Origin of the sequence: Streptococcus parasanguinis (assembly GCF_009717775.1) — a bacterium.
Taxonomy (GTDB): Bacteria; Bacillota; Bacilli; order Lactobacillales; family Streptococcaceae; genus Streptococcus; species Streptococcus parasanguinis_AG.
On sequence record NZ_WMZF01000002.1, the window covers coordinates 290,901 to 314,714 of the forward strand.

Annotated in this window: 24 protein-coding genes and 1 tRNA gene; 22 read left to right on the top strand and 3 right to left on the bottom strand. The window is 43.7% G+C overall.

Annotation, left to right across the window (positions count from 1 at the left end):
- Window positions 1–31 precede the first annotated feature (31 nt).
- Window positions 32–877 (bottom strand): peptidylprolyl isomerase, encoded by an 846-nt coding sequence (locus GMC92_RS05585; protein ID WP_155199947.1) that lies wholly within the window; start codon window positions 875–877, stop codon window positions 32–34.
- A gap of 239 nt (window positions 878–1,116) precedes the next feature.
- Between GMC92_RS05585 and GMC92_RS05590 the strand changes: the two genes are divergently transcribed.
- From GMC92_RS05590 to GMC92_RS05615, 6 genes are all read left to right on the top strand, one after another.
- Window positions 1,117–1,881 (top strand): hypothetical protein, encoded by a 765-nt coding sequence (locus tag GMC92_RS05590; protein WP_173019409.1) that lies wholly within the window; start codon window positions 1,117–1,119, stop codon window positions 1,879–1,881.
- A 70-nt stretch (window positions 1,882–1,951) separates the two neighbouring features.
- Window positions 1,952–2,812, top strand: a complete 861-nt coding sequence (locus GMC92_RS05595; protein WP_155199948.1) for an ABC transporter ATP-binding protein — start codon at window positions 1,952–1,954, stop codon at window positions 2,810–2,812.
- Window positions 2,805–3,308: a hypothetical protein gene (locus GMC92_RS05600; RefSeq protein WP_155199949.1), complete on the top strand. Its 504-nt coding sequence runs from the start codon at window positions 2,805–2,807 to the stop codon at window positions 3,306–3,308. The genes GMC92_RS05595 and GMC92_RS05600 overlap by 8 nt, the downstream gene beginning before the upstream one ends.
- 152 nt (window positions 3,309–3,460) lie before the next feature.
- A complete protein-coding gene (locus GMC92_RS05605; RefSeq protein ID WP_065426834.1) occupies window positions 3,461–5,821 on the top strand; it encodes a DNA translocase FtsK in 2,361 nt (786 codons plus the stop codon).
- A gap of 66 nt (window positions 5,822–5,887) precedes the next feature.
- Window positions 5,888–6,274 carry an SMU1112c/YaeR family gloxylase I-like metalloprotein gene (gloA2, locus tag GMC92_RS05610; protein WP_118227927.1) on the top strand — a complete coding sequence of 129 codons (387 nt, stop codon included), beginning with the start codon at window positions 5,888–5,890 and terminating at the stop codon, window positions 6,272–6,274.
- A gap of 8 nt (window positions 6,275–6,282) precedes the next feature.
- Window positions 6,283–8,601: an HAD-IC family P-type ATPase gene (locus GMC92_RS05615; protein WP_118227928.1), complete on the top strand. Its 2,319-nt coding sequence runs from the start codon at window positions 6,283–6,285 to the stop codon at window positions 8,599–8,601.
- Window positions 8,602–8,791: 190 nt separating this feature from the next.
- Here GMC92_RS05615 and GMC92_RS05625 read toward each other — a convergent pair whose 3' ends face one another.
- A complete protein-coding gene (locus GMC92_RS05625; RefSeq protein WP_023918773.1) occupies window positions 8,792–9,136 on the bottom strand; it encodes a DUF3397 family protein in 345 nt (114 codons plus the stop codon).
- A gap of 160 nt (window positions 9,137–9,296) precedes the next feature.
- On the opposite strand from GMC92_RS05625, the gene rplK reads away from it, so the two are divergent.
- The 7 genes from rplK to GMC92_RS05660 all read left to right on the top strand — a co-directional run bounded on the left by rplK (window position 9,297) and on the right by GMC92_RS05660 (window position 14,239).
- Window positions 9,297–9,722, top strand: a complete 426-nt coding sequence (gene rplK / locus GMC92_RS05630) for a 50S ribosomal protein L11 (RefSeq protein WP_003005369.1) — start codon at window positions 9,297–9,299, stop codon at window positions 9,720–9,722.
- A 97-nt stretch (window positions 9,723–9,819) separates the two neighbouring features.
- Complete coding sequence (rplA, locus tag GMC92_RS05635) at window positions 9,820–10,509, top strand: 50S ribosomal protein L1 (RefSeq protein WP_003005355.1); 690 nt, start codon at window positions 9,820–9,822, stop codon at window positions 10,507–10,509.
- A 163-nt stretch (window positions 10,510–10,672) separates the two neighbouring features.
- Window positions 10,673–11,404, top strand: coding sequence for a UMP kinase (gene pyrH / locus GMC92_RS05640; protein ID WP_003005706.1), 732 nt, complete (start codon window positions 10,673–10,675; stop codon window positions 11,402–11,404).
- A 19-nt stretch (window positions 11,405–11,423) separates the two neighbouring features.
- Complete coding sequence (gene frr / locus GMC92_RS05645) at window positions 11,424–11,981, top strand: ribosome recycling factor (protein ID WP_003005165.1); 558 nt, start codon at window positions 11,424–11,426, stop codon at window positions 11,979–11,981.
- Window positions 11,982–12,080: 99 nt separating this feature from the next.
- Window positions 12,081–12,935, top strand: a complete 855-nt coding sequence (gene cvfB, locus GMC92_RS05650) for an RNA-binding virulence regulatory protein CvfB (RefSeq protein ID WP_061455029.1) — start codon at window positions 12,081–12,083, stop codon at window positions 12,933–12,935.
- 10 nt (window positions 12,936–12,945) lie between these two features.
- Entirely contained in the window at window positions 12,946–13,161 is a 216-nt protein-coding gene (locus GMC92_RS05655) for a YozE family protein (protein ID WP_003005127.1), read from the top strand.
- Window positions 13,162–13,240: 79 nt separating this feature from the next.
- Window positions 13,241–14,239, top strand: coding sequence for a PhoH family protein (locus GMC92_RS05660; RefSeq protein WP_155199950.1), 999 nt, complete (start codon window positions 13,241–13,243; stop codon window positions 14,237–14,239).
- Window positions 14,240–14,572: 333 nt separating this feature from the next.
- Here the strand turns inward: GMC92_RS05660 and ald are convergent, their stop codons facing one another.
- Window positions 14,573–15,685: an alanine dehydrogenase gene (gene ald / locus GMC92_RS05665; protein ID WP_037608011.1), complete on the bottom strand. Its 1,113-nt coding sequence runs from the start codon at window positions 15,683–15,685 to the stop codon at window positions 14,573–14,575.
- 200 nt (window positions 15,686–15,885) lie between these two features.
- Here ald and GMC92_RS05670 point away from each other — a divergent pair, with 200 nt between their 5' ends.
- The 9 genes from GMC92_RS05670 (at window position 15,886) to coaE (ending at window position 23,807) form a co-directional block, all read left to right on the top strand.
- On the top strand, window positions 15,886–16,455 hold the full coding sequence (locus tag GMC92_RS05670) for a GNAT family N-acetyltransferase (protein WP_045759722.1): 570 nt from the start codon (window positions 15,886–15,888) through the stop codon (window positions 16,453–16,455).
- A 50-nt stretch (window positions 16,456–16,505) separates the two neighbouring features.
- A tRNA-Thr gene (locus GMC92_RS05675) sits at window positions 16,506–16,578 on the top strand.
- Window positions 16,579–16,971: 393 nt separating this feature from the next.
- On the top strand, window positions 16,972–18,696 hold the full coding sequence (gene tetA(46), locus GMC92_RS05680; protein ID WP_155199951.1) for a tetracycline efflux ABC transporter Tet(46) subunit A: 1,725 nt from the start codon (window positions 16,972–16,974) through the stop codon (window positions 18,694–18,696).
- 1 nt (window position 18,697) lies between these two features.
- Window positions 18,698–20,434: a tetracycline efflux ABC transporter Tet(46) subunit B gene (gene tetB(46), locus GMC92_RS05685; RefSeq protein ID WP_134974122.1), complete on the top strand. Its 1,737-nt coding sequence runs from the start codon at window positions 18,698–18,700 to the stop codon at window positions 20,432–20,434.
- A 97-nt stretch (window positions 20,435–20,531) separates the two neighbouring features.
- Window positions 20,532–21,029, top strand: a complete 498-nt coding sequence (gene ybeY / locus GMC92_RS05690) for an rRNA maturation RNase YbeY (RefSeq protein ID WP_013903932.1) — start codon at window positions 20,532–20,534, stop codon at window positions 21,027–21,029.
- Window positions 21,010–21,408 (top strand): diacylglycerol kinase family protein, encoded by a 399-nt coding sequence (locus GMC92_RS05695; protein WP_013903931.1) that lies wholly within the window; start codon window positions 21,010–21,012, stop codon window positions 21,406–21,408. Before ybeY ends, GMC92_RS05695 begins: the two co-directional genes overlap by 20 nt.
- Window positions 21,409–21,437: 29 nt before the next feature.
- A complete protein-coding gene (era, locus tag GMC92_RS05700; protein WP_155199952.1) occupies window positions 21,438–22,337 on the top strand; it encodes a GTPase Era in 900 nt (299 codons plus the stop codon).
- Window positions 22,338–22,385: 48 nt separating this feature from the next.
- On the top strand, window positions 22,386–23,210 hold the full coding sequence (mutM, locus tag GMC92_RS05705; protein WP_155199953.1) for a DNA-formamidopyrimidine glycosylase: 825 nt from the start codon (window positions 22,386–22,388) through the stop codon (window positions 23,208–23,210).
- Entirely contained in the window at window positions 23,211–23,807 is a 597-nt protein-coding gene (gene coaE, locus GMC92_RS05710; RefSeq protein WP_155199954.1) for a dephospho-CoA kinase, read from the top strand.
- The last annotated feature ends 7 nt before the right edge of the window (window positions 23,808–23,814 follow it).

Below are 23,814 nucleotides of genomic sequence, written 5' to 3' on the forward strand. Positions count from 1 at the left end.
ACAAAAAGAGAACCGCATGGTTCTCTTTTCATTATTTCTTGAAATTGTAGTCTTTTAAGATCTCGATTTTTTCAATCTTGATATCTGTTTTTGGTTTGTCCTTATCATCGGTTTCGGCAGAGGCGATTTTATCCACCACATCCATGCCATCGATGACTTGGCCAAAGACAGTGTAGTTACCACCATCGAGGGTTGGATTTCCACCATTTTTATAAGCATCGATGATCTTAGCCGGGAAACGATCAGTTGGAAGTTTACTTGAAATATCATCCTTATTTTGGTTGATATAGAATTGACTACCATTGGTATTTGGACCAGAATTGGCCATGGCAAGGGCTCCACGAAGGTTGTAAAGGTATGGAGAATACTCATTCTCAAAACCAGTACCTGAATCTTTGGATTTGTCTTTGCCCTTCCAGATAGATTCGCCACCCGTACCGTCTCCTTTAGGATCCCCAGTTTGGATCATAAAGTTGTTAATGACACGGTGGAAAAGTAAGCCATTGTAGTAGCCTTCTTTTGCATGGGTCAAGAAGTTTTCAACTGCAAGGGGCGCATATTTAGGGAAAAGCTTCACAGTGATATCGCCTTCAGTTGTTGTGATTTTAACCTCTGCTTCGTCTTCAGCCACATCAGTTGAGAGTTGTGGGAAGACGGCATTTTCATTGGTCATGGCATCGTTAAAATCTTTGCGCAGTTGTTCTAATTTCTTTTGTTCTTCTTCAATTTTCTTTTGATCTTTTTCACTAGAGCTAGAAGTTGCTGTCTGCTCTGTCTTTTCTTTGCTTGAGCTTGAAGCGTTAGTGTCTGTCTTATTGGACGAACAAGCTGTTAAAGCCAAGCCGGAAAATAATAGTAGTGCGATTAATTTTTTCATATTCTTCCTTTCCAACATAGTTGTCTTTCTCTATTGTACCTTAATTTTGCGATACTTTCAAATTTAGACGGAAATCTCTCTTCTCTAAAGTTGGTTAAAGATTGTCAATGCTTGATAAATCACTAATTAAGAAGGAAGTTGCGTAGAGATAGAAAATCCGGTATGATGGAAGATAAGTTGTTTTGTTGGAAAATGAACGAATTCCCTCAAAAACCGTATCATGAATAGGAGGATACAAATTGGATTATAAAACTCTACGAAAAAACTATAGACTCTATATTAGATCTGTGGGCTTGTTGGCAATGCTTCTGATTGTTTGCATTGGGTTAGTGGTCAGAGATACCCTTCTTCAGACTGCTGGTCTCTTATTGGTCCTTGCAGGCTTGTTTTTATTCATCCAATTGCTTAAGAAGAGCTACACCAACAAGTGCAGCACCTTGCTCCATGTAGACTTAGATTTAGCTTTTTGGCAGCAATACCTTCAGTTGAACAAGAATGTGAAAAAAGCCATTTTACAGATAGATATGAAGCTGACATCGGTCGCCTATTCTTTTATGATGGGAGATTTCGATACTGTCATAAAAGAAGCTAGAGAAGCAATCAGTCAGAAGGAACTACCGCAGAAATATAAGAACTTTTTTGAGAGTTATCTCATGCGATCAATCGTCCTTACAGATCCTGATTTGTCTAGAGAAGAGCTAGAGGCTCAGTTAAATGGATTGACCATTACAGACCCTATACTGGCTGAGAAAACAAAAGAGGTCTGTCTCGCTCTTTATGATTTAACCATTGCGCACCAAAGCAATGATTATTTCGAAGGCTTAAGCAATGACTTCAAGTACCAGCAGTTGGAAATCATCTACTACCAAGCCTTGAATGCTACTCTCAAAGGAGATAAGCATAGAGCAAATGATCTCTTTCACAAGTTGGTCTCAGAAGATGAGTCGCTCTATATCGTTCGAAAGGCTCAACAATACTTAAAGGATGAAGACAGTCATCTGTAAATCCTCCAATTCGAAATAGACATTAATTGAAAGAGCCTGAAAAAATATAAGGAGTTATTGGAAGGTAAGAATGAAAAAATCAATCTTTAAGGCTAATTTTTATGAAAGCCGTCGTCTACGTCATGATGGCTTTATCGATTATATGGTCAAGGACACAAATAGTCGCAAAATCTACACAAAGCCATTTAGTATTGCTAGGAAACTATTTTCATTTTTGGGGATTTTGTTCCTGTTTGGACTATCTGCAATAACCGATTCAAATATTGCATATCCACAGAATGGCATGACTGTGAAAACTTGGGGCATCAATTTTTTACCATTCTGGTTATTTTTCTTGTGCGGTTTTTTGTGGTATGCCATAAGTAAAGTCAATTGTAGAAAACAATACACTGCAAAAGTTCCATATGTTAGCATTCTAAATGGAAACTTGTATATAATTTGGATGACATTGTTTGTTAATTTATTCTTTATTAGTGCTTTTGGGAGAACTTTAACCATTCCTGGTTTACTTGTAATTTATTCTCTAATTGGAATCATTGATGGGATGATTATTCGAAAAAGAATATCTTCAATTCGAACTCGATTATATGAAAAACAAACTGATAATGGTTCTCAATCTAAACAAATTCAATTAGTTACAGGATTTGCTGGAGGAATTGTTGCAATTTGGATGGTTTTAAAATTCTTTTTTCCACAAATCGGAGAAGTTAGAACCGATATTATAGGTGTAGTATCAGTGATTGGTATGATATTTCTAATGAATGTGATATTTTTGGGTATGTATTTTATATTACTTTTGCCCCATTCACTATATGGTTACTATCGAAATAAATATTCAGAGGAATACCGCGAGTTCGAAGGAAAATCACTGGAAGAGTGGTATGGCAAGCGGTACTTGAAGAAACACAAGGAGTTATTAAATAATGAATAAGAATTTTAACGAGATGTCGTTTGATGAATTGAAATGCTACCGTAGAGAAGGTCTTTGGAGATCTTTGGGCTTATTACTGGTCATTATTTTAGTGATTACGGGAATGGTATTTATGGATGTGAACCATGTTTCTCCGTCCAATCAGAATCGTTTTCGGGGTATTGGTTTGACAACGGTCATTGCGCTCTTTGGCTACTTGAAGCCTCTGATGGCAGCAAATCGCGTGATGCGAGACCATCCGGATTGGGTCAAGAAATCAGGTTTCGGAGCAAAAATTCCCTTGCCGATGGCTTGGCATGTCAAAAGACTTTGCGTCCTTGGAGCGAATCTACTGGTGATTGGAGTAGGATTTACCTCACTATATAAACCACAAGTCCAACAGACAAATTTACAAGATCAAATCGATATCATTCAAATGGATCATGACTTGGAAAGAGAGCAAAAATTCGACCAAGTTCTAGATACCATCACACCGGAGGATAAAAAATCTGAGTAAGAACCATTTTGGAATTTGAACATCATTGAATATCGTTCTAAACAGCTCTAAAGAACAGTGCCCACTCGGTGCTGTTTTTCTGCTTTCTGCTACAAATTTATGGAAGAGATTTTACTAGAGAACTAGCTTGGAAATGTGATATAATAAAGGTTATGGCAAACAATAATCAATCAAAAAAAACACGGTCGACAAGACGACTGTCCAAAGCAGAATTAGAAAGAAAAAAAGCAATTCATCGCATGATTGCGACCATTCTGATTAGTCTGGTCTTAATTTTTGCGGCCTTGAAATTGGGGGCAGTAGGGGTCTTAGCCTATAATTTGATCCGTCTTTTTGTCGGAAGTTTGGCTTATTTGGCTATTTTAGCGACCTTCTTCTACCTTTATGCCTTTAAATGGCTGGATAAACACGAAGGGGTGATTTCAGGATTCCTAAGCTTCTTTGTTGGGGTTCTTTTGATGTTTCAGGCCTTCTTTGTATCCTCCCTTCATTTAGACAATAATGGAATCAAGGTCACTTTTTCAAGAATCATGGCAGACTTGATTCATCTGCGAGTGGAGAGTTTTGCCGGTGGTGGTATGATCGGTGCCCTTCTTTATGCTCCGATTTCCTTCCTGTTTTCAAATATTGGCTCTTATTTTATCGGTCTTCTCTTTATCGGATTGGGGATCCTCTTGATGAGTCCTTACTCCATCTATGATTTGTTTGAAAAGGGGTCCGAAGCCTTCCATGCTTCTATGGAAAAACGCAAAGAGCGTCGCGAGCAGAAATTCCTTGAAAAGGAAGCAAGAGTTGCCGAGGAAGCTGCTGCAGCTGAAAGAGAGCAAGAAGAAGCAAGAGCTGTTCTTCCAACTCCCCTTTCTATGGAAGGGCACCCTGTAGATCCTGAAACGGGAGAGGTGTTGGCGGAAGAGCCGTTTACAGAGTCCTTCCCAGAAGCTGAGATTGTTGCACCAGCAACACCAGAAATCTACCTGCCAGATGAAGAATGGCCTGAAGATCCTGAAGCATACGAAGAGTTTCCGGAAGCCGAAGAATTCGAGGACGATGGGGAAGAAGTTCAAGTGGATTTCACACCTAAGGAACTCCTTCAGTACAAGCTTCCAACGATTGATCTCTTCGCACCTGACAAGCCGAAAAATCAATCCAAAGAGAAAAACATCGTTCGTCAGAATATCCGTATTTTGGAAGAGACCTTTGCAAGCTTCAATATCAAGGCGACAGTGGAGCGGGCGGAAATCGGTCCTTCTGTTACCAAGTATGAGGTTAAGCCAGCTGTCGGTGTGCGGGTCAACCGCATCTCCAATCTAGCAGATGATTTGGCTTTGGCCCTAGCAGCCAAGGATGTGCGGATTGAAGCACCGATTCCAGGGAAGTCTCTGGTCGGGATTGAAGTGCCCAACTCAGAGATTGCGACCGTTTCCTTCCGTGAATTGTGGGAGCAGTCCAAAACAGATCCAGCTAAACTCCTTGAGATTCCTCTTGGGAAGGCTGTAGATGGCTCAGCTCGGACCTTTGATTTGGCTCGAATGCCCCACCTCTTGGTAGCGGGTTCTACCGGATCTGGTAAGTCAGTAGCGGTTAATGGGATTATTTCGAGTATCTTGATGAAGGCCCGTCCGGACGAAGTCAAGTTTATGATGGTCGATCCAAAGATGGTGGAGCTTTCTGTCTACAATGATATTCCTCACCTTTTGATCCCAGTGGTGACCAACCCACGCAAGGCTAGTCGAGCCCTGCAGAAGGTCGTTGATGAGATGGAAAATCGCTATGAGCTCTTCTCGAAAGTGGGTGCTCGTAATATTGCTGGCTTTAATGCCAAGGTGGCGGAGTACAATGCCCAGTCTGAGATGAAGCAAGTGCCACTTCCTTTGATCGTGGTCATTGTCGACGAGTTGGCAGACTTGATGATGGTCGCAAGTAAAGAAGTGGAAGATGCTATTATCCGCCTTGGACAAAAGGCGCGTGCAGCCGGGATCCACATGATTCTCGCGACCCAACGGCCATCGGTTGATGTTATCTCAGGTTTGATCAAGGCCAATGTGCCTTCCCGTGTTGCTTTTGCGGTATCATCTGGGACCGACTCACGGACTATCTTGGATGAAAATGGGGCAGAAAAATTGCTCGGTCGTGGGGATATGCTCTTTAAACCGATTGATGAAAATCATCCGATCCGTCTACAAGGATCCTTTATCTCAGATGATGATGTCGAGCGGATTGTCAACTTCGTCAAAGAACAAGCTGAAGCGGATTATGATGATGCCTTCGATCCAGGTGAAGTATCGGAGTCAGACTTTGATGGTGGTATGGGTGGCTCTGATGAAGGTGATCCTCTCTTTGAAGAGGCCAAAGCGCTCGTCATCGAGACCCAAAAAGCCAGTGCTTCGATGATCCAGCGCCGCTTATCGGTTGGTTTTAACCGGGCAACTCGCCTCATGGAAGAGTTGGAAGCAGCGGGTGTGATTGGACCAGCTGAAGGAACCAAGCCTCGGAAAGTATTGCAACAATCATAAGGATAGGGAAAAAGGGCATATGCCCCACTCCCTTTTCTTTTTATAGAAAATAGAAAGTAGGACCAGATGAAGTTAGACACGATTCATCATATTGCCATCATTGGACGGGATCGCGACGCCATGTTGCACTTTTATGTGGACCAGTTGGGCTTTGCGATTGTCAGTGAGTATGACCGTCCCGAACGCGGAGATATCTTGATCAATCTCCGCCAAGGGCAGCTGACTTTAGAACTTTTTATCAAACAGACGGCCCCAGAACGGCCTAAGCTCCCCTTGCCCGAGCATGCGGGACTGCGTCATCTGGCCTTTCAAGTGGACGATGTAGAGACCTATCTAGCTAGATTGGATCAGCTAGGTATTGAGAATACAGGCCTTCGCTATGATGATTTTGATGGCAAGAAGATGGCATTTTTCTTCGATCCAGAAGGATTGCCCTTGGAAATACATGAGTGAGGAAAGCAATGGATAGATTAGAAGGACTCAGTCAGGAAGAAGTAGCAAAAAAGATCCAAGAGGGTAAGCAAAATAAGGTCACGATTAAGACAGAAAAAAGTATTGGGCAGATCATTCGAGACAATGTCTTTACCTACTTTAATCTGATTTTTCTGGTCTTAGCGGTCTTGCTGGTAGCGGTGAAGTCTTGGAACAATCTCTTGTTTGTTCCGGTCGTTGTGGTCAACTCCTTGGTAGGAATTGTGCAGGAAGTCCGCTCTCGACGGATCTTGCGTCAGATGCAATTTCTGCATATAAGTGAGGCGATCGTTCTTCGTGAAGGAAAAGAAGTCGCTCTACCGATCGATCAGTTGGTGGAGGGCGATCTAGTTCGCTTTCAAGCTGGAGATCAGATCTATGCGGATGGGGTCTTGCTGGAGGGCGATCTAAAAGTCGATGAGTCGCAATTGACCGGTGAAGCCGATGAGGTCAAAAAAGGAGCACAAGACGCACTCATGTCAGGTAGTTTTGTGATCGCTGGTCAAGGTTTAGCGCGACTAGAAAAAGTTGGGAATGACTCCTACATCAACCAATTGAGCCTGGAAGCCAAGCAAGTCAAGTCTCATGAGGAGTCTGACATGGTCCATGCGGTCAATCGTATTGTGGGGATCATTGGTCTCCTTATCATTCCGCTAGGCTCGCTCCTTTTTCTTCGCAGCTATATCAGCCTAGGCGATAGCCTCAAGCTCAGTGTGACTTCAACAGTCGGGGCCTTGATCGGGATGATTCCAGAAGGCTTGTATCTCTTGATGACCTTGGCACTGGCTCTGGGTGCTGTCAGATTAGCCAAGGAAAAGGTCCTGCTCAATAGCATGAAGGGGATTGAGACCTTATCGCGCGTGGATGTCCTTTGTGTCGATAAGACAGGGACCATTACAGAGCCAGGTATGGAAGTGACAGAGATTCGTCCAGTTAAAGACGCTCAAGACTTGGAGGCCCTAGCTCAGTATGTAGGAGCTAGTATGGATCAAAACGATACCATGGATGCCATCCGAAAATTTCACAAGACTCCAGTCAGCCAGCCTTGGAAGGCTCTTGAAATACAGCCCTTTACGTCTAAGAAAAAATATGGGGCCATTGCCTTTGAATCAGGGATCTATGTATTGGGGGCTCCAGAATTTGTCTTACGAGAGGGCTTCTCTGAGGTTGAACAGGAGATAGCTCCTGCTACTCAGGCTGGCAATCGGGTCTTGGCCTTTGGGAAATATCGGGGAGAACAACTGGGAGAGACTTTAGAGGCTCCTGTAGACTTGGTGGCCTGGATTGTTCTCTCCAATCCTTTGAGAAAAAATGCCAAAGAAACCTTCGCCTACTTCAAACAACAAGGAGTGACCATTAAGGTCATTTCAGGGGACAACCCAGCAACAGTCTCAGCTATTGCACAAAAAGCAGGCATTGAAGGAGCAGAGGGTCTAATCGATGCTAGAACCTTATTGACGGAAGAAGACTTGCACCAAGCGGCGAGCCAATATACGGTCTTTGGACGAGTGACACCAGAGCAAAAGAAAAGCCTTGTAGAAAGCTTGCAGGCAAAGGGGCATAAAGTCGCCATGACCGGAGATGGCGTTAACGATATTCTGGCCCTCAAAACAGCGGATTGTAGTATTGCGATGGAATCTGGAAATGATGCAACCAAAAAGATGGCGCAAGTGGTTTTACTGGATTCCGACTTTGGAAAGATGCCGTCCATCGTGGCAGAAGGTCGGCGGGTGGTCAATAATATTCAACGATCAGCCAGTCTCTTTTTGATCAAGAATATCTTTTCTATTTTGTTGGCTATCTCAGTGACGCTCTTAGCTTTTACCTATCCCATCATGCCGTCTCAGATGTCTTTGATCAGTGGTTTTACGATTGGGATTCCAGGATTCTTTCTAGCGCTTGAGCCCAATAGCGAGCGCATCAAAGGACGCTTTATCGAAACGGTCTTTAAAAATGCGCTACCTGCGGCCTTGACGGATTTTATACTGATCTTCAGTCTGGTCTTGCTGTCTTCTACATTTGGCATGAGGTCGGAAGAACTCTCGAGTGCAGCCATCTGCTTGATGGCCTTCGTAGGCTTTACCATCATCTACCAAGAATCCCAGCCTCTCAATCACTACAAGAGACTGGTTCTTCTAGGAAATATCCTAGCCTTCCTGGTTTCAAGTAGTATCCTAGGTAGATTCTTTAACATGAGCCCCTTGAGACTTCAAACACTGGTTATCTGCGCCATCATGGCGGTTCTTGCTCTCATCTTGATTCAAGTCTTCAAGAAACTAGTGGGATGGTTCTTTCATCGGAAGAAATAAAAAAAAGAGAGTAGGACAGAAATCGGTAATTCGTTAGAATTCGATTTCGTCGTCCCACCTCCGCACAGTTGAGTAGGGCTGTAAAAGCTGATGAAATCAGCGTGGTAGAGACCACTCAACCACTGCGTCTTGATCGATAATCCAAAAACAATTAAGAGGCTAGGACTTTTGTCCCAGCCTCCTTTTGGCATTAGATAAACAAACTAGCGGTTAAGATCAGATAGAGCAAGAAGGTAACTAGAAATCCAGCGCGCCAGAAGTATTTGATAAATTTCGGATAATAAAAACACTTTTTCTTTTTTAAGAAATAAACCGTTAGCCCCAAGGCCAAAAGCGAAAGACTCAAGGCCAGCAGTGGTAAGAGGCTGTGGTAAAAGGCGCTGTCTGAAATCAGGTAGTACTCCAAAGCAAATAAAGGAAAGGCAATATCGGTGGATCGCCATCCTCTTTTTTGGAGTTTAAAGAGGTGAACAATGATGCCGCTCAGAATCAGCGTTAAAAAAATAAATAATACAGAAGCAACTTTGATTAACATAGCTTCATTCTATCATAAAACGAAAAAAAAGTTTACTATATTTTAATTTTTTCTTGCAAAAAAAGAGAAATCGTGTATAATAGAAAGGTATGCACAAAGCATACTTGTGGGAGGTAAAAATCTGTAATTACCGCCAAAACCACAAAGGAGGATTTAAGAAATGGCTAAAAAAGTCGAAAAACTTGTAAAATTGCAAATCCCTGCTGGTAAAGCTACTCCAGCTCCACCGGTTGGTCCAGCGCTTGGTCAAGCAGGTATCAACATCATGGGATTCACTAAAGAGTTTAACGCTCGTACAGCTGATCAAGCTGGTATGATCATCCCAGTTGTTATCACTGTATATGAAGATAAATCATTCGATTTCGTTACAAAAACACCACCAGCTGCTGTTCTTTTGAAAAAAGCTGCAGGTGTTGAAAAAGGTTCAGGTACACCGAACAAAACGAAAGTTGCAACTGTAACTCGTGCACAAGTACAACAAATCGCTGAAACTAAGATGCCAGATTTGAACGCTGCAAACATTGAGTCTGCAATGCGTATGATCGAAGGTACTGCTCGTTCTATGGGATTCACTGTTACTGACTAATTGTAACAATCCTATTTGCCCGCAATACACTTGATCAAATGACGAGTGACGTGGGAGATGAAAATCGATATGACCACATTACAAGGAGAAAGATAAAATGGCTAAAAAAAGCAAACAACTTCGTGCTGCTCTTGAAAAAATCGACAGCACAAAAGTATACAGCGTAGAAGAAGCTGTAGCTCTTGCAAAAGAAACTAACTTTGCAAAATTTGACGCAACTGTAGAAGTTGCTTACAACTTGAACATCGACGTGAAAAAAGCTGACCAACAAATCCGTGGTGCAATGGTATTGCCAAACGGAACTGGTAAAACAGCTCGCGTACTTGTATTTGCACGTGGTGCAAAAGCTGAAGAAGCAAAAGCTGCTGGTGCAGACTTCGTAGGTGAAGATGACCTTGTTGCGAAAATCAACGATGGTTGGTTGGACTTCGACGTTGTTATCGCTACACCTGATATGATGGCTCTTGTTGGACGTCTTGGACGTGTCCTTGGACCACGTAACTTGATGCCAAACCCTAAAACTGGTACAGTAACAATGGATGTTGCGAAAGCAGTTGAAGAGTCTAAAGGTGGTAAAATCACTTACCGTGCTGATAAAGCAGGTATTGTTCAAGCGATCATCGGTAAAGTTTCATTCGATGATACTAAATTGGTTGAAAACTTTAAAGCTTTCAACGACACAATCCAAAAAGCAAAACCAGCTACAGCTAAAGGTACTTACGTAACTAGCTTGACTTTGACTACAACTCAAGGTCCTGGTATCAAAGTGGACGTTAACTCACTTTAATTGATATAAAAAGCTGCCTTCGGGTAGCTTTTTTTGTACTCCATTTTTATTTGCTACAGTTGGTAAAACTAATCGGATGGAAAAAAGAAAATTTTGATGGATATGACTATATAAAAAACGTAATTTATGGTAAAATAATACAGATCAAAAAAGGAGAGAGAAAATGGTAGAACCTAAGTATAAACGTATCTTAATCAAGCTATCTGGTGAAGCCCTTGCTGGCGAACGTGGTGTCGGAATCGATATCAAAACTGTCCAAAATATGGCTCAAGAAATCAAGGAAGTTCACGAACTTGGAATTGAAATTGCCTTGGTGATTGGAGGGGGAAACCTTTGGCGTGGAGAACCTGCTGCAGAAGCAGGGATGGATCGTGTCCAAGCAGACTACACAGGGATGCTTGGGACTGTCATGAACGCCCTTGTGATGGCTGATTCGCTTCAACAAGTTGGCGTGGATACCCGTGTTCAAACTGCGATTGCTATGCAACAAGTTGCAGAACCATATATCCGTGGTCGTGCCCTTCGTCACCTTGAAAAAGATCGGATCGTGATCTTTGGTGCAGGGATCGGTTCTCCTTACTTCTCAACAGATACGACCGCAGCCCTTCGTGCAGCTGAGATTGAAGCAGATGCCATTCTCATGGCCAAAAATGGGGTCGATGGTGTTTACAATGCCGATCCGAAAAAAGATGCTTCAGCTGTGAAATTTGAGGAATTGACTCACCGTGATGTGATCAACAAAGGTCTTCGCATCATGGACTCAACAGCCTCTACTCTCTCCATGGACAACGACATTGATTTGGTTGTCTTTAATATGAATGAACCAGGCAATATCAAACGCGTTGTCTTTGGTGAAAATATCGGTACAACCGTATCAAATAACGTAGAAAAATAATAGAAAATAGAGGAAGATTATGGCAAACCCAATCGTAGAAAAAGCAAAAGAAAGAATGACCCAGTCTCACCAAAGTTTGGGACGTGAATTTGGTAGCATCCGTGCTGGACGTGCAAATGCAAGTCTTTTGGATCGTATTTTCGTAGAATACTACGGAGTAGAGACACCATTGAACCAATTGGCATCTATCACCATTCCAGAAGCGCGTGTCTTGTTGATCACACCATTTGATAAATCATCTTTGAAAGACATCGAGCACAGCATCAATGCTTCTGACCTTGGTATCACTCCAGCCAACGATGGATCTGTTATCCGCTTGGTTATCCCAGCTTTGACAGAAGAAACTCGTCGTGACTTGGCAAAAGAAGTGAAAAAAGTGGGTGAAAATGCTAAAGTAGCGATCCGTAACATCCGTCGTGATGCTATGGATGAAGCGAAGAAACAAGAAAAAGCAAAAGAAATCACAGAAGATGAATTGAAAGGTCTTGAAAAAGAGATCCAAAAAGTTACGGATGACGCTGTTAAGCATGTAGATGAAATGACAGCGCACAAAGAAAAAGAATTGATGGAAGTTTAATCCATCCCAACCATTACAGGAAAGAAAGACTCAGTTGGCACTGCTGGCTGGGTTTTATTTCCATTATTCTTGTGAAGAAGCAAGAGGAAAGAAGGAAACATGAATACGAATCTAGCAAGCTACATCATGGGAATGGTTATTGATGAAAATGATCACTTCTATTTTGTTCAAAAAGATGGCCAGACCTACGCGCTTGATAAAGCAGAAGGCCCACACAAAGTCGGAGAAAGTGTCAAGGGCTTTGCCTATACAGATATGAAGCAAAAGCTCCGACTCACGACACTTGAAGTCACTGCAACTCAAGAAAGCTTTGGCTGGGGAACGGTCACGGAAGTGCGCAAGGATTTGGGAGTCTTCGTGGATACAGGGCTTCCAGATAAGCAGATTGTTGTCTCACTAGATATCCTACCGGAGATCAAAGATCTATGGCCTAAAAAGGGCGATCGTCTCTATATTCGCTTAGAAGTTGATAAGAAAGATCGGATTTGGGGGATCTTAGCCTACCAGGAAGATTTCCAGCGTTTGGCTCGTCCAGCCTATAACAATATGCAAAACCAAAACTGGCCAGCCATTGTCTACCGCTTGAAATTGTCTGGAACTTTTGTTTACCTTCCAGAGAACAATATGCTGGGCTTTATCCACCCAAGTGAGCGCTATGCAGAACCTCGTTTGGGAGAGGTCGTAAATGCTCGCGTTATTGGTTTTCGTGAGGTGGATCGGACCTTGAATCTATCTTTGAAGCCACGCTCCTTTGAGATGTTGGAAAACGATGCCCAAATGATTTTGACCTATTTGGAAGCCAATGGTGGCTTTATGACCTTGAATGATAAGTCATCTCCAGAAGAGATCAAGGCGACTTTTGGGATTTCAAAAGGCCAGTTCAAAAAGGCTTTGGGTGGCTTGATGAAGGCCAAAAAAATCAAGCAAGACCAGTTTGGAACAGAGTTAATCTAAGAGGAGGCTTATGCGAAAATCGTTTTATACTTGGCTGATGACGGAGCGCAATCCTAAAAGCAATGCTCCTAAAGCCATTCTAGCAGATCTTGCATTTCATGAGTCTGCTTTTCCCAAACATACAGATGACTTCGACGAGGTCAGTCGCTATCTAGAAGAGCATGCGAGCTTTTCCTTTAATCTTGGCGATTTTGATGCGATTTGGGAAGAATACCAAGCCCATTAGAAAAGGACAGGTCGAGGATGGTTTTTTCTCGGCCTCTTTGTTATAATAATAGAAAAACACAGGTAGAGAGGTTCTTTATTTGCAAGAACATTCAGTTGAAATTACATTAACGCATCCAGACGATCTCTTTCATTTGTTTGGATCTAACGAACGCCATCTCCGTTTGATGGAGCAAGAATTTGGGGTAACTATTCATGCCCGGACAGAAATCGTCCAAATCATTGGGGAAGAAGAAAACTGCGAGCAGGTTCGTCAAGTCATCCAGGCTCTTTTGGTCCTCGTTAACCGTGGTATGACCATTGGTACGCCAGATGTGGTGACCGCCATTACCATGGTGAGAAATGGGGAATTGGATAAGTTCATCGCTCTCTATGAAGAAGAGATTATTAAGGATAGTTACGGCAAGCCCATTCGGGTTAAAACGCTTGGTCAAAAGATCTATGTCGATAGTGTCAAGAACCATGATGTCACTTTTGGGATTGGACCAGCGGGGACTGGGAAAACCTTCCTAGCAGTGACTTTGGCCGTGACTGCCCTCAAGCGTGGTCAGGTCAAGCGGATCATTTTGACCCGTCCTGCTGTAGAAGCTGGAGAGAGCCTTGGTTTCCTACCAGGGGATCTCAAAGAAAAAGTGGACCCTTATCTACGTCCGGTCTATGATGCTCTTTACCAGATTTTAGGGAAAGACCAAACCACTCGGATGATGGAGCGGGAGATTATCGAGATTGCGCCTTTGGCTTATATGCGGGGGCGGACCTTGGACGATGCCTTTGTCATCCTCGATGAAGCGCAAAATACCACCATCATGCAGATGAAGATGTTTTTGACCCGTCTTGGTTTTAATTCCAAGATGATTGTCAATGGGGATACCAGCCAGATTGACCTTCCGCGAAATGTCAAATCCGGCTTGATTGATGCTCAGGAGAAATTGAAGAACATTTCTCAGATTGACTTTGTGCATTTCTCTGCCAAGGATGTTGTTCGCCATCCTGTAGTAGCAGAAATTATCCGGGCCTACGAGCCCATTCCGAATCCAGTCGTCAAAGAAAAAATGGATGTGGAAGAAGAAGCAGAATAAAAGAAGAGGCAAAGATCTTATGATCTTTGCCTTAAATTGACGATGAAATCATCTTCTAGCCTTTCCTTAGGTGAGAACGGAGGTTAGGTGAAATTATCCAGTGGATGATTTCAGCAATCCAAGAAGTTCCATGACTAATAATTGAGCCTAAGGTCTCAATTATTCCGAGTGCTTGAAACTAAATTGTTTCAAGCACTTTTCTCACGGCGGAAAGTCTTTGAAAATGATTTAGAAACTCAAAACAACTTGTTTTTTTCAAAACATTTTTAATTAGTTCATATGAAAAAAAGTTGCTTATTTTTTTCGATGGTAATTCTTTAAATATATGATAGTTTAAACCAATTCATCAATTGGTGTGAAGTCACGCTCTAAACCAGTAGCAACGGGTTGGCTTGTGATATGGCCTTGGTAAGTAGTGACACCTTGGCGCAAGCCTTCATCGAGGGCAATTGCCTTGTGGAAACCATTGTCAGCTAGGGATTCAACATAAGGAAGGGTCACATTGGTAAGGGCGATAGTAGAGGTACGTGCGACAGCCCCTGGGATATTGGCAACGGCATAGTGGAGCACGCCATGTTTTTCGTAAACTGGTTCCGTATGCGTTGTGACACGGTCTGCTGTTTCGATAACCCCACCTTGGTCAACGGCCACATCGACGATGACTGAACCGGGACGCATTTGTTTAACCATATCGTCTGTAACTAATTTAGGAGCTTTAGCACCAGGAATCAAGACAGCACCGATGACAACATCAGCATCACGGACGCTGGCTTCAATGTTAAATGGGTTGGACATAAGGGTTTGGATTTGGTGACCAAAGACATCTTCCAGAACAGCCAAACGTTTAGCGCTGATATCTAAGATGGTCACTTGGGCACCAAGTCCAAGGGCGATCCGAGCCGCGTGGGTTCCAACGACCCCGCCTCCGATAATGGTAACTTTTCCTTTGGGAACACCTGGCACCCCACCTAGGAGGACGCCTGATCCACCTTCTTGTTTGGTCAGGAAGTGAGCACCGATTTGCACGGCCATCCGTCCAGCCACCTCACTCATTGGCACCAAGAGAGGCAATTGTCCATCAAGGTCACGCACCGTTTCGTAGGCCACCCCAGTTGTTTTAGCTGCGACCATAGCATCTGCTAATTCAGGTGCGGCAGCCATATGCAAGTAGGTGAAGAGCAAGAGGTCTTCGCGAAGGAAGCCATATTCTTCAGCGAGGGGTTCTTTGACTTTGACCACCATCTCAGCTGCCCAAGCTTCTGCAGCAGTTGCAACGATGGTTGCCCCTTGCTTCGTGTAATCTTCATCCGCAAAGCCAGAACCAAGTCCAGCATTTGTTTCTACCAAAACGTGATGACCTTTCTTCACCAAGCTTTGTACACCTGCAGGTGTCAAACCGACCCGATTTTCGTTGTTTTTAATTTCTTTAGGAATTCCAATGAGCATTTTTGCCTCCTTGCTCAGATTTAGGTGTAAAAAGGCCATTGGTGTGAGATGGCTCTCTTGACTCAATGACCTTTTCACTCCTTATCTGATTGTTTTGATTGATTTTATTGTATAGAAAAGTGGGTTAAAAAGCAAGAAAAATTTGAGCTTGCCTTCCTTTAGGTTATTTGCTAAACTAATCCCTAAAGAAGGAGAGTCAAATGGAAAATTTATATGTGAAGTTAGCGGCTTATCGAGAAATAGAGACTGAGCGTTTGCACTTGCGTCCGGTCACTCTTGATGATGCACCAGCTATGTTTGAGTATGCTTCTGATGAGACAGTTACGCGCTATACCTTTGCAACCAATCAAAGTATAGAAGAGACGCGTAATAATATTGCCCTCTTTTACCTAGCGAGCCCACTTGGAAGATGGGGGATCGAGCTCAAAGAAAATGGAAAATTTATCGGGACGATTGATTTACTGGATTTGGATCTTTGTCTGAAGAAGGGGAGTATCGGCTATGTTCTGAATAAAGACTATTGGAACCAGGGTCTTGCGACAGAGGCTACCAAGGCAGTCATTGCCTTGGCTTTTGAACAGTTAGGGATGAACAAGCTCATTGCTGTTCATGATAAGGACAACCCAGCTTCTGGACGGGTGATGGCCAAATCAGGGATGAAATATTCTCACGAGGAGCCCTACGCGATGCTAGACTTGCATGAAGAAGGGCGAATGGTGACGAGAGTTCATTATGTCCTCACTAAGGAAGAATATTTGGCAGAAAAATGAGTCAGGATATTGACAAAAGACCTATCTCCATGATATAGTAGATAGGTACTGCTGGTTTAGCTCAGTCGGTAGAGCGCATCCATGGTAAGGATGAGGTCGCCGGTTCAATCCCGGCAACTAGCATAGCAGAAGAGAGAAGCTTAGAGACGATCTAGGCTTCTTTTTTTGCGAGTCCATCTTAAAAATTTTGCTTTTTTCAATAATTTTCAAAAAAGCGTTGACAAGCAAGGAAATCCGTGGTAAAGTTAGAACAACAAAGAGAAAGGAGAAAACCATCATGAACAAAGTAGATGTTTTGATGACACAATTGAATACAAAGCTTCTCCAATCTCAGTTGAGTTCGATGTAAACTATAAATGGAACCCAAGATGGAGGAGTCTGTCTTGGGTTTTTTGTATGCATTTTTACCTGCCTTAACTGAATTGGTGATAGGCATCAGAAGGCCCAAGTGTGGACTGAGCACGTACTCAGCTCCTTGCTTGGGTTTTTTCTGTGCCATTTTGAAAAGGAGAATATATGATCAGAGCTATTTGGGAGTATATCAGGGAGCGCAAATGGCGATATGTGAAGATCGCTATGGTCCTGATTCTTTATGATTACACCTTATTGATCCCGACGCAAGTCATCCAGCGCTTAGTGGATCATTTGAGTCAGCGGACGCTGACGCAATCCAACTTTGTATGGGATATGGTCCTCTTGGTAGGATCAGCTCTCCTCAATTACCTAACGGCTTTTTATTGGCAGTTGCGACTCTTTCAGTCGTCAGTCCATTTCAAGGCGACCCTTCAGGGACAAGCTTTTCGTAAGCTAGTAGCTATGCGGCGTCCGTTTTTTGAGAAATTCCGTTCAGGGGACCTCTTGACGCGCTTTACGACAGATGTGGATGGGATGGCTGATATGGCGGGTTACGGGATGATGGTGCTCCTGTTTGGCGGTGGCTTGTTTGCCTTTATTATTCCGACCATGTTTTTCATTTCTTGGCAATTAACCTTGATTTCCTTTATTCCTATGATCTTCCTCGTCGTCTCGACCTATTTTTTGAGTAGAAAGCAGGAGGAGTATGTTGAGCAAAACCGGGAAGCGGTCGCTCAGTTGAACGATGAAGTCTTGGAGTCCATCGAGGGGATCCGTGTCATGCGGGCCTATAGTAGACGGGACCAGCAGGTCAAACAGTTTCAGAAAAAAACAGCCAGTCTCTCCAAAACAGGGGACAAGATTGCTTCTATCCAGTACTCTTTTGGACCTTTAGCCCTGTTGTTTATTGGATTCTCGACAGTCTTGCTCCTGCTATTTGGAGGCCAGTCCCTGGCAAGCGGGCAGTTGAGCCTTGGCAAGTTATTGGCTTTACAGCTGTATTTGGTCTTTTTAATTGAGCCTATGTGGATGATGGCAGACTTGATCTTGGTCTACCAGACAGGTCAAATGTCCTATAAAAAATTAAAAGAAGTGATTGATGAAACGGATGATCTGGAGCCAGATGGTCCTCACTACTTAGAGCAGATTGATTTGGTGCAGTTTAAGGACTATTCTTTCAGCTATCCTAGTGCTGAGCGAAAGAGCCTGTCAGGCATTGATTGGACCATTCAGAAAGGACAGACGGTTGGAATTGTTGGTCGTACTGGAGCAGGAAAGACTACCCTTGTTCGACAATTCTTGCGGCAGTACCCAGTTGGTGAGGGAGAGTTTTTGATCAACCAGCAACCGATCGTGGACTACAACCGACACTCGATTGAAGAAAAAATTGGTTATGTTTCCCAAGAACATATTTTATTCTCCAAGTCTATCCGTGAGAATATAGCGCTTGGTAAAAAAGGAGCCAGCCAAGAAGACTTGGTGGAAGCGATAGCCCAAGCTGCTTTTGCGGATGATCTCGAGCGGATGTCTCAGGGAATGGACACCCTGATCGGTGAGAAAGGGGTCTCTGTATCAGGAGGTCAAAAACAACGGATCTCCCTGGCGCGTGCATTCTTAAGAGATGCTGAGCTCTTGCTGTTAGATGATTCCCTTTCGGCAGTAGATGCTAAGACTGAACAGGCCATTATTGATACGATTCAAAAGGAACGAAAAGACAAGACGACCATTATTGTTTCTCATCGCTTGTCTGCTGTTCATCAGGCGGATTGGATCATCGTCTTGGATCAAGGTCGTATTGTAGAAGAAGGCAGAGCTAGTGATTTATTGGCTCAAGAGGGCTGGTATTATGAACAATACCAACGGCAACAAAAACAGGAAGGAGAATAATATGAAAGTTTTGAAACGATTATTATCGAGGATCACACTTTATCCAACTGTCTTTCTTGCTGGCTTTATTTGCCTCTTGCTAGCCACTATTTTTTCTGAATTGTCACCCTTTCTTCTCCAAAAGATGATCGATGGACCTTTGACTGCACTGACCCACGGTGGCGGGCAAGGGGACTTGCTTCAGATGGGAGGCTTTTATCTCTTGGTCTTGAGCCTGGGGCAGCTGATTAGCTACATGGGCAATCGGATCTTGCTACATGGAAGTAATCAAGTAACCGCTAGTCTGAGAGATCAAGCCTTTCAAGTCATGCAAGGGCTGCCTATTTCTTATTTTGATGATAAGCCGGCTGGGAAGATCGCGACAAGAATTGTCAATGATACGGAGACCTTGCGGACCCAGTTTTATAACTCTTGTATGATTTTAGTCATCTACTTGGTGCGTTTCCTCTTTATCCTAGGGATTCTCTTTTACCTGAGTCCTATGATGGGCCTTCTCTTGTGTTTGGTCTTTCCGATTTTTTATGGGATCCAGTATCTCTACAAGGTCATGACGGACCAGCCTATGAAGGATTTCTTTGATGCGAGAAGCGAGGTCAATACCCAGGTCAATGAACTCTTGCATGGTGCCAGTATGATTCAACTCTATCATCAAGAGCCTGGTGTGGTGGATGAGTTTGAAGCCACTACTCAGAAGATGCTAGGAGCTAATGATCGAATCCTCTTAGCCGATTCCATTGCTTCTTGGACCTTGACGGAATTGCTCAAGTTTTTAGTGATTGCAGGCATTTTGACTATCGCTGGGATTTCTTTCCTAGAGGGTAATATCGGTGTGACGGCTGGTTTCTTATTTATCAATATTAACTATGTGATTAATCTATTTGATCTCATGGCCAATCTTAGTCGTCAATTTCCGAATATTCGGCGATCCTTAGAAACGGGGAGTCGCGTCCTTGCTTTCTTAGACCAACCGTTAGAGGCCGATGGTGCATCGGAACTGAAGATAGAAAAGGCAGAAGTCGTGTTTGACGACGTTCAATTTGCTTATGAAGAAGGCAAGCCAGTTCTGCAGGATATTGCCTTTCAGGCTAGTCCTGGGGAAACCATCGCTCTTGTGGGCCATACTGGATCGGGTAAGTCTTCGATTATGAATCTGCTCTATCGTTTTTATGATCCTCAAGAAGGAGCGATTTTGATCGATGGTCAAGATATTCGCCAAGTCTCTCGTGAGAGCCTACGAAGCCATATGGGGATTGTCCTACAGGATCCTTATCTATTTACAGGAACCATTGCTAGTAATGTGGCCATGAGTCAGGATCACATTGATCGGGAGGCGGTCCAAGATGCCTTGAAAAAAGTCGGGGCTTGGCCCTTTGTAGAGCGTCTTGAAAAGGGAATCGACCATCCAGTCGTAGAAAAAGGATCCGCCTTTTCAAGTGGTGAGCGCCAATTGATTTCCTTTGCGCGGACGCTCTATATGAATCCGCAAATTCTGATTTTGGATGAGGCAACCTCTCACATCGATACGGAAACAGAAGAAATCATCCAGAAGGCTATGGCAGTCCTGCAAAAGGGACGGACCACCTTTATCATTGCCCATCGCTTGTCCACTATCCAAGATGCGGATCAGATCTTAGTCTTATCTGAAGGACGCATTGTGGAGCGTGGTAGACACGAGGAACTGGTTGCACAAGGCGGGATCTATGCCCAGATGAATGCCATCCAGCAAACAGTGGTGTAAGATTGTCCTGCAAAGAAAAAGATTGAAAACCAGCCTGTATCTAGTATATAGGCTGGTTTTTGTGATATAATAAAGTGATAGTAGTGAGGTGATCCAGATGTATATTGAAATGGTAGATGAGACTGGTCAAGTCTCTGACGAAATTTTAAAACAAACGCAAGAAATTTTAGAATTTGCTGCTAAAAAAATTGGGAAAGAAGACAAGGAAATGGCTGTGACTTTTGTAACCAATGAACGCAGTCATGAACTAAATCTTGAATACCGTGATACGGATCGTCCGACGGATGTCATCAGTTTAGAATACAAGCCAGAGATGGAGATTTCTTTTGACGAGGAAGACCTTGCAGAAAATCCAGAATTGGCAGAGATGATGGCTGAATTCGATACCTATATTGGTGAGCTCTTTATTTCAATTGATAAGGCGCGTGAGCAAGCCGAAGAATATGGCCACAGTTTTGAGCGCGAAATGGGATTTTTAGCAGTGCATGGTTTTCTTCACATTAATGGCTATGATCATTATACGCCGGAAGAAGAAAAGGAAATGTTTGGCTTACAGGAAGAGATTTTGACAGCCTATGGACTCACAAGACAATAAGCGAAAATGGAAAAATCGGGACTTTATTTCCAGTTTGGAGTTTGCGATAACAGGAATTTTCACGGCGATCAAAGAAGAGCGCAATATGCGCAAACATGCCTTATCAGCCCTTGTAGCAATTCTTGCTGGTTTGGTATTTAGGATTTCTGCAACGGAGTGGCTCTTTTTGTTGCTCAGCATCACCTTGGTGATTGCTTTTGAAATTATGAATTCAGCCATTGAAAATGTGGTGGATCTAGCTAGTAACTACCATTTCTCCATGTTGGCAAAGAATGCCAAAGACATGGCGGCTGGAGCAGTCCTCGTCGTATCAGGCTTTGCCCTACTAACAGGACTGGTGATTTTTGTGCCCAAATTCTGGGCCTTGGTATTTGGATAAGAGGGAGTATGCCCTCGTGAAAGGATATTATGACATTTAAATCAGGCTTTGTAGCCATTTTAGGACGTCCCAATGTTGGGAAGTCAACTTTTTTGAACCACGTCATGGGGCAAAAAATTGCCATCATGAGTGACAAAGCGCAGACAACGCGCAATAAGATTATGGGGATTTATACGACGGATAAGGAACAGATCGTCTTTATCGATACCCCAGGGATTCACAAACCCAAGACAGCCCTTGGAGACTTCATGGTGGAGTCGGCCTATAGTACCCTTCGAGAAGTCGATACCGTTCTCTTTATGGTGCCAGCAGACGAGCCACGTGGGAAAGGCGATGACATGATCATCGAACGCCTCAAGGCTGCTAAGGTGCCGGTTATTCTTGTGGTCAATAAGATCGACAAGGTGCACCCTGACCAACTCTTGGCGCAAATCGATGACTTCCGTAGTCAGATGGAGTTCAAGGAAATCGTGCCGATTTCAGCCCTTCAAGGAAACAATATTTCGCGTTTGATTGACATTTTGAGCGAAAACTTGGAAGAAGGTTTCCAATATTTCCCTGCTGACCAAATCACTGACCATCCAGAGCGCTTCTTGGTCTCTGAAATGATCCGCGAGAAGGTCTTGCACTTAACGCGGGAAGAAATTCCCCACTCTGTTGCAGTAGTTGTGGATTCTATGAAGCGGGATGAAGAGACAGATAAGGTCCATATCCGAGCAACCATCATGGTCGAGCGCGATAGCCAAAAAGGTATTGTCATCGGAAAAGGCGGCGCCATGCTCAAGAAGATCGGAACCCTTGCGCGTAAGGATATTGAGCTCATGCTAGGGGACAAGGTCTTCCTAGAAACATGGGTCAAGGTCAAGAAAAATTGGCGGGATAAGAAATTGGATCTTGCCGATTTCGGATACAACGAAAAAGAATATTAAGAAGAGGTGGGCAGAAGCCTGCTTCTTGTTTTTAGAGAAGGAGAAGCTATGCCTGAATTACCAGAAGTAGAGACCGTTCGACGAGGTCTTGAGAAATTAATTCTTGGGAAAACCATCCAGTCAGTGGAAGTAAAGTATCCAAAGATGATTCAGACGGATCTGGATGCTTTTCGACAAGATCTCCCAGGTCAAGAAATTCGGGCCATGGGGCGCCGCGGGAAATACCTTTTGTTTTATCTGACGGATCTGGTCATCATCTCGCATTTGCGGATGGAAGGCAAGTATTTCTTTTATCCAGACGAAGTTCCTCTTCGCAAGCATGCCCATGTCTTTCTTCATTTTACAGATGGTAGCACCCTGGTCTATGAGGATGTCCGCAAGTTTGGGACCATGGAAGTCCTAGTACCTGTGCTTGTCGACAGCTATTTTTTGGCGAAAAAGATTGGTCCAGAGCCGACAGAAGCGGATTTTAAAGAACCGGCCTTCCAAGTAGCTCTTAAAAAATCAAAGAAACCCATTAAATCAGCTCTTTTAGACCAAAAATTAGTGGCTGGTCTGGGCAATATCTATGTGGATGAGGTCCTTTATCGAGCCAAGGTTCATCCAGCCCGTTTGGGTCAAAGCTTGACTGCTAGAGAAGCTAAAGCAATCCGCAAAGAAACGATTGCCGTGCTTGCTCAGGCTGTTGAAAAGGGTGGCTCCACCATTCGCTCCTACAGCAATGCTTTTGGAGAAGATGGCACCATGCAGGAAGAACACCAGGTCTATGGGAAAACAGGCCAGCCTTGTTTGCGCTGCGGGACACCGATTGAGAAAATCCAGCTGGGGGGACGCGGAACCCATTTTTGCCCCCACTGCCAAAAGGAGAACTAGATGGCGAGAATCATCGGATTAACAGGAGGGATTGCTTCAGGAAAGTCCACTGTCACCTCCTATCTGAGAGAAAAAGGGTATCCTGTCATTGATGCGGATCAAGTGGTTCATGATTTGCAGGCACCAGGTGGAGAACTCTACCGTGTCCTAGTGGATCATTTTGGTAAAGAGATCCTTACCAAAGAAGGAGAGCTGGATCGCCTAGCTTTGGGTCAGCGGATCTTTTCAGACCCTAGTGAACGAGACTGGTCCAATCGCGTCCAAGGCAGGCTTATTCGTGAGGCTCTAGCTGAGGTAAGAGACAGACAAGCTGCACAATCCGATCTCTTTTTTATGGATATTCCTCTCTTAATCGAGCAGCACTATGACGAGTGGTTTGAATCTGTCTGGTTGGTAGCTGTATCAAAAGAAACCCAGCTCAAGCGCCTGATGGAACGCAACCACTTATCAGAACTGCAGGCCCAAGAACGCATCGCGTCTCAAATGCCGCTAGATGAAAAAAGAGCCCATGCAGATCTGGTCTTAGACAATAATGGCGATCTTGCTGCCCTCTATGTCCAATTAGATGCAGCCCTAAAACAATTAGAAAGAAGATGATTTTATC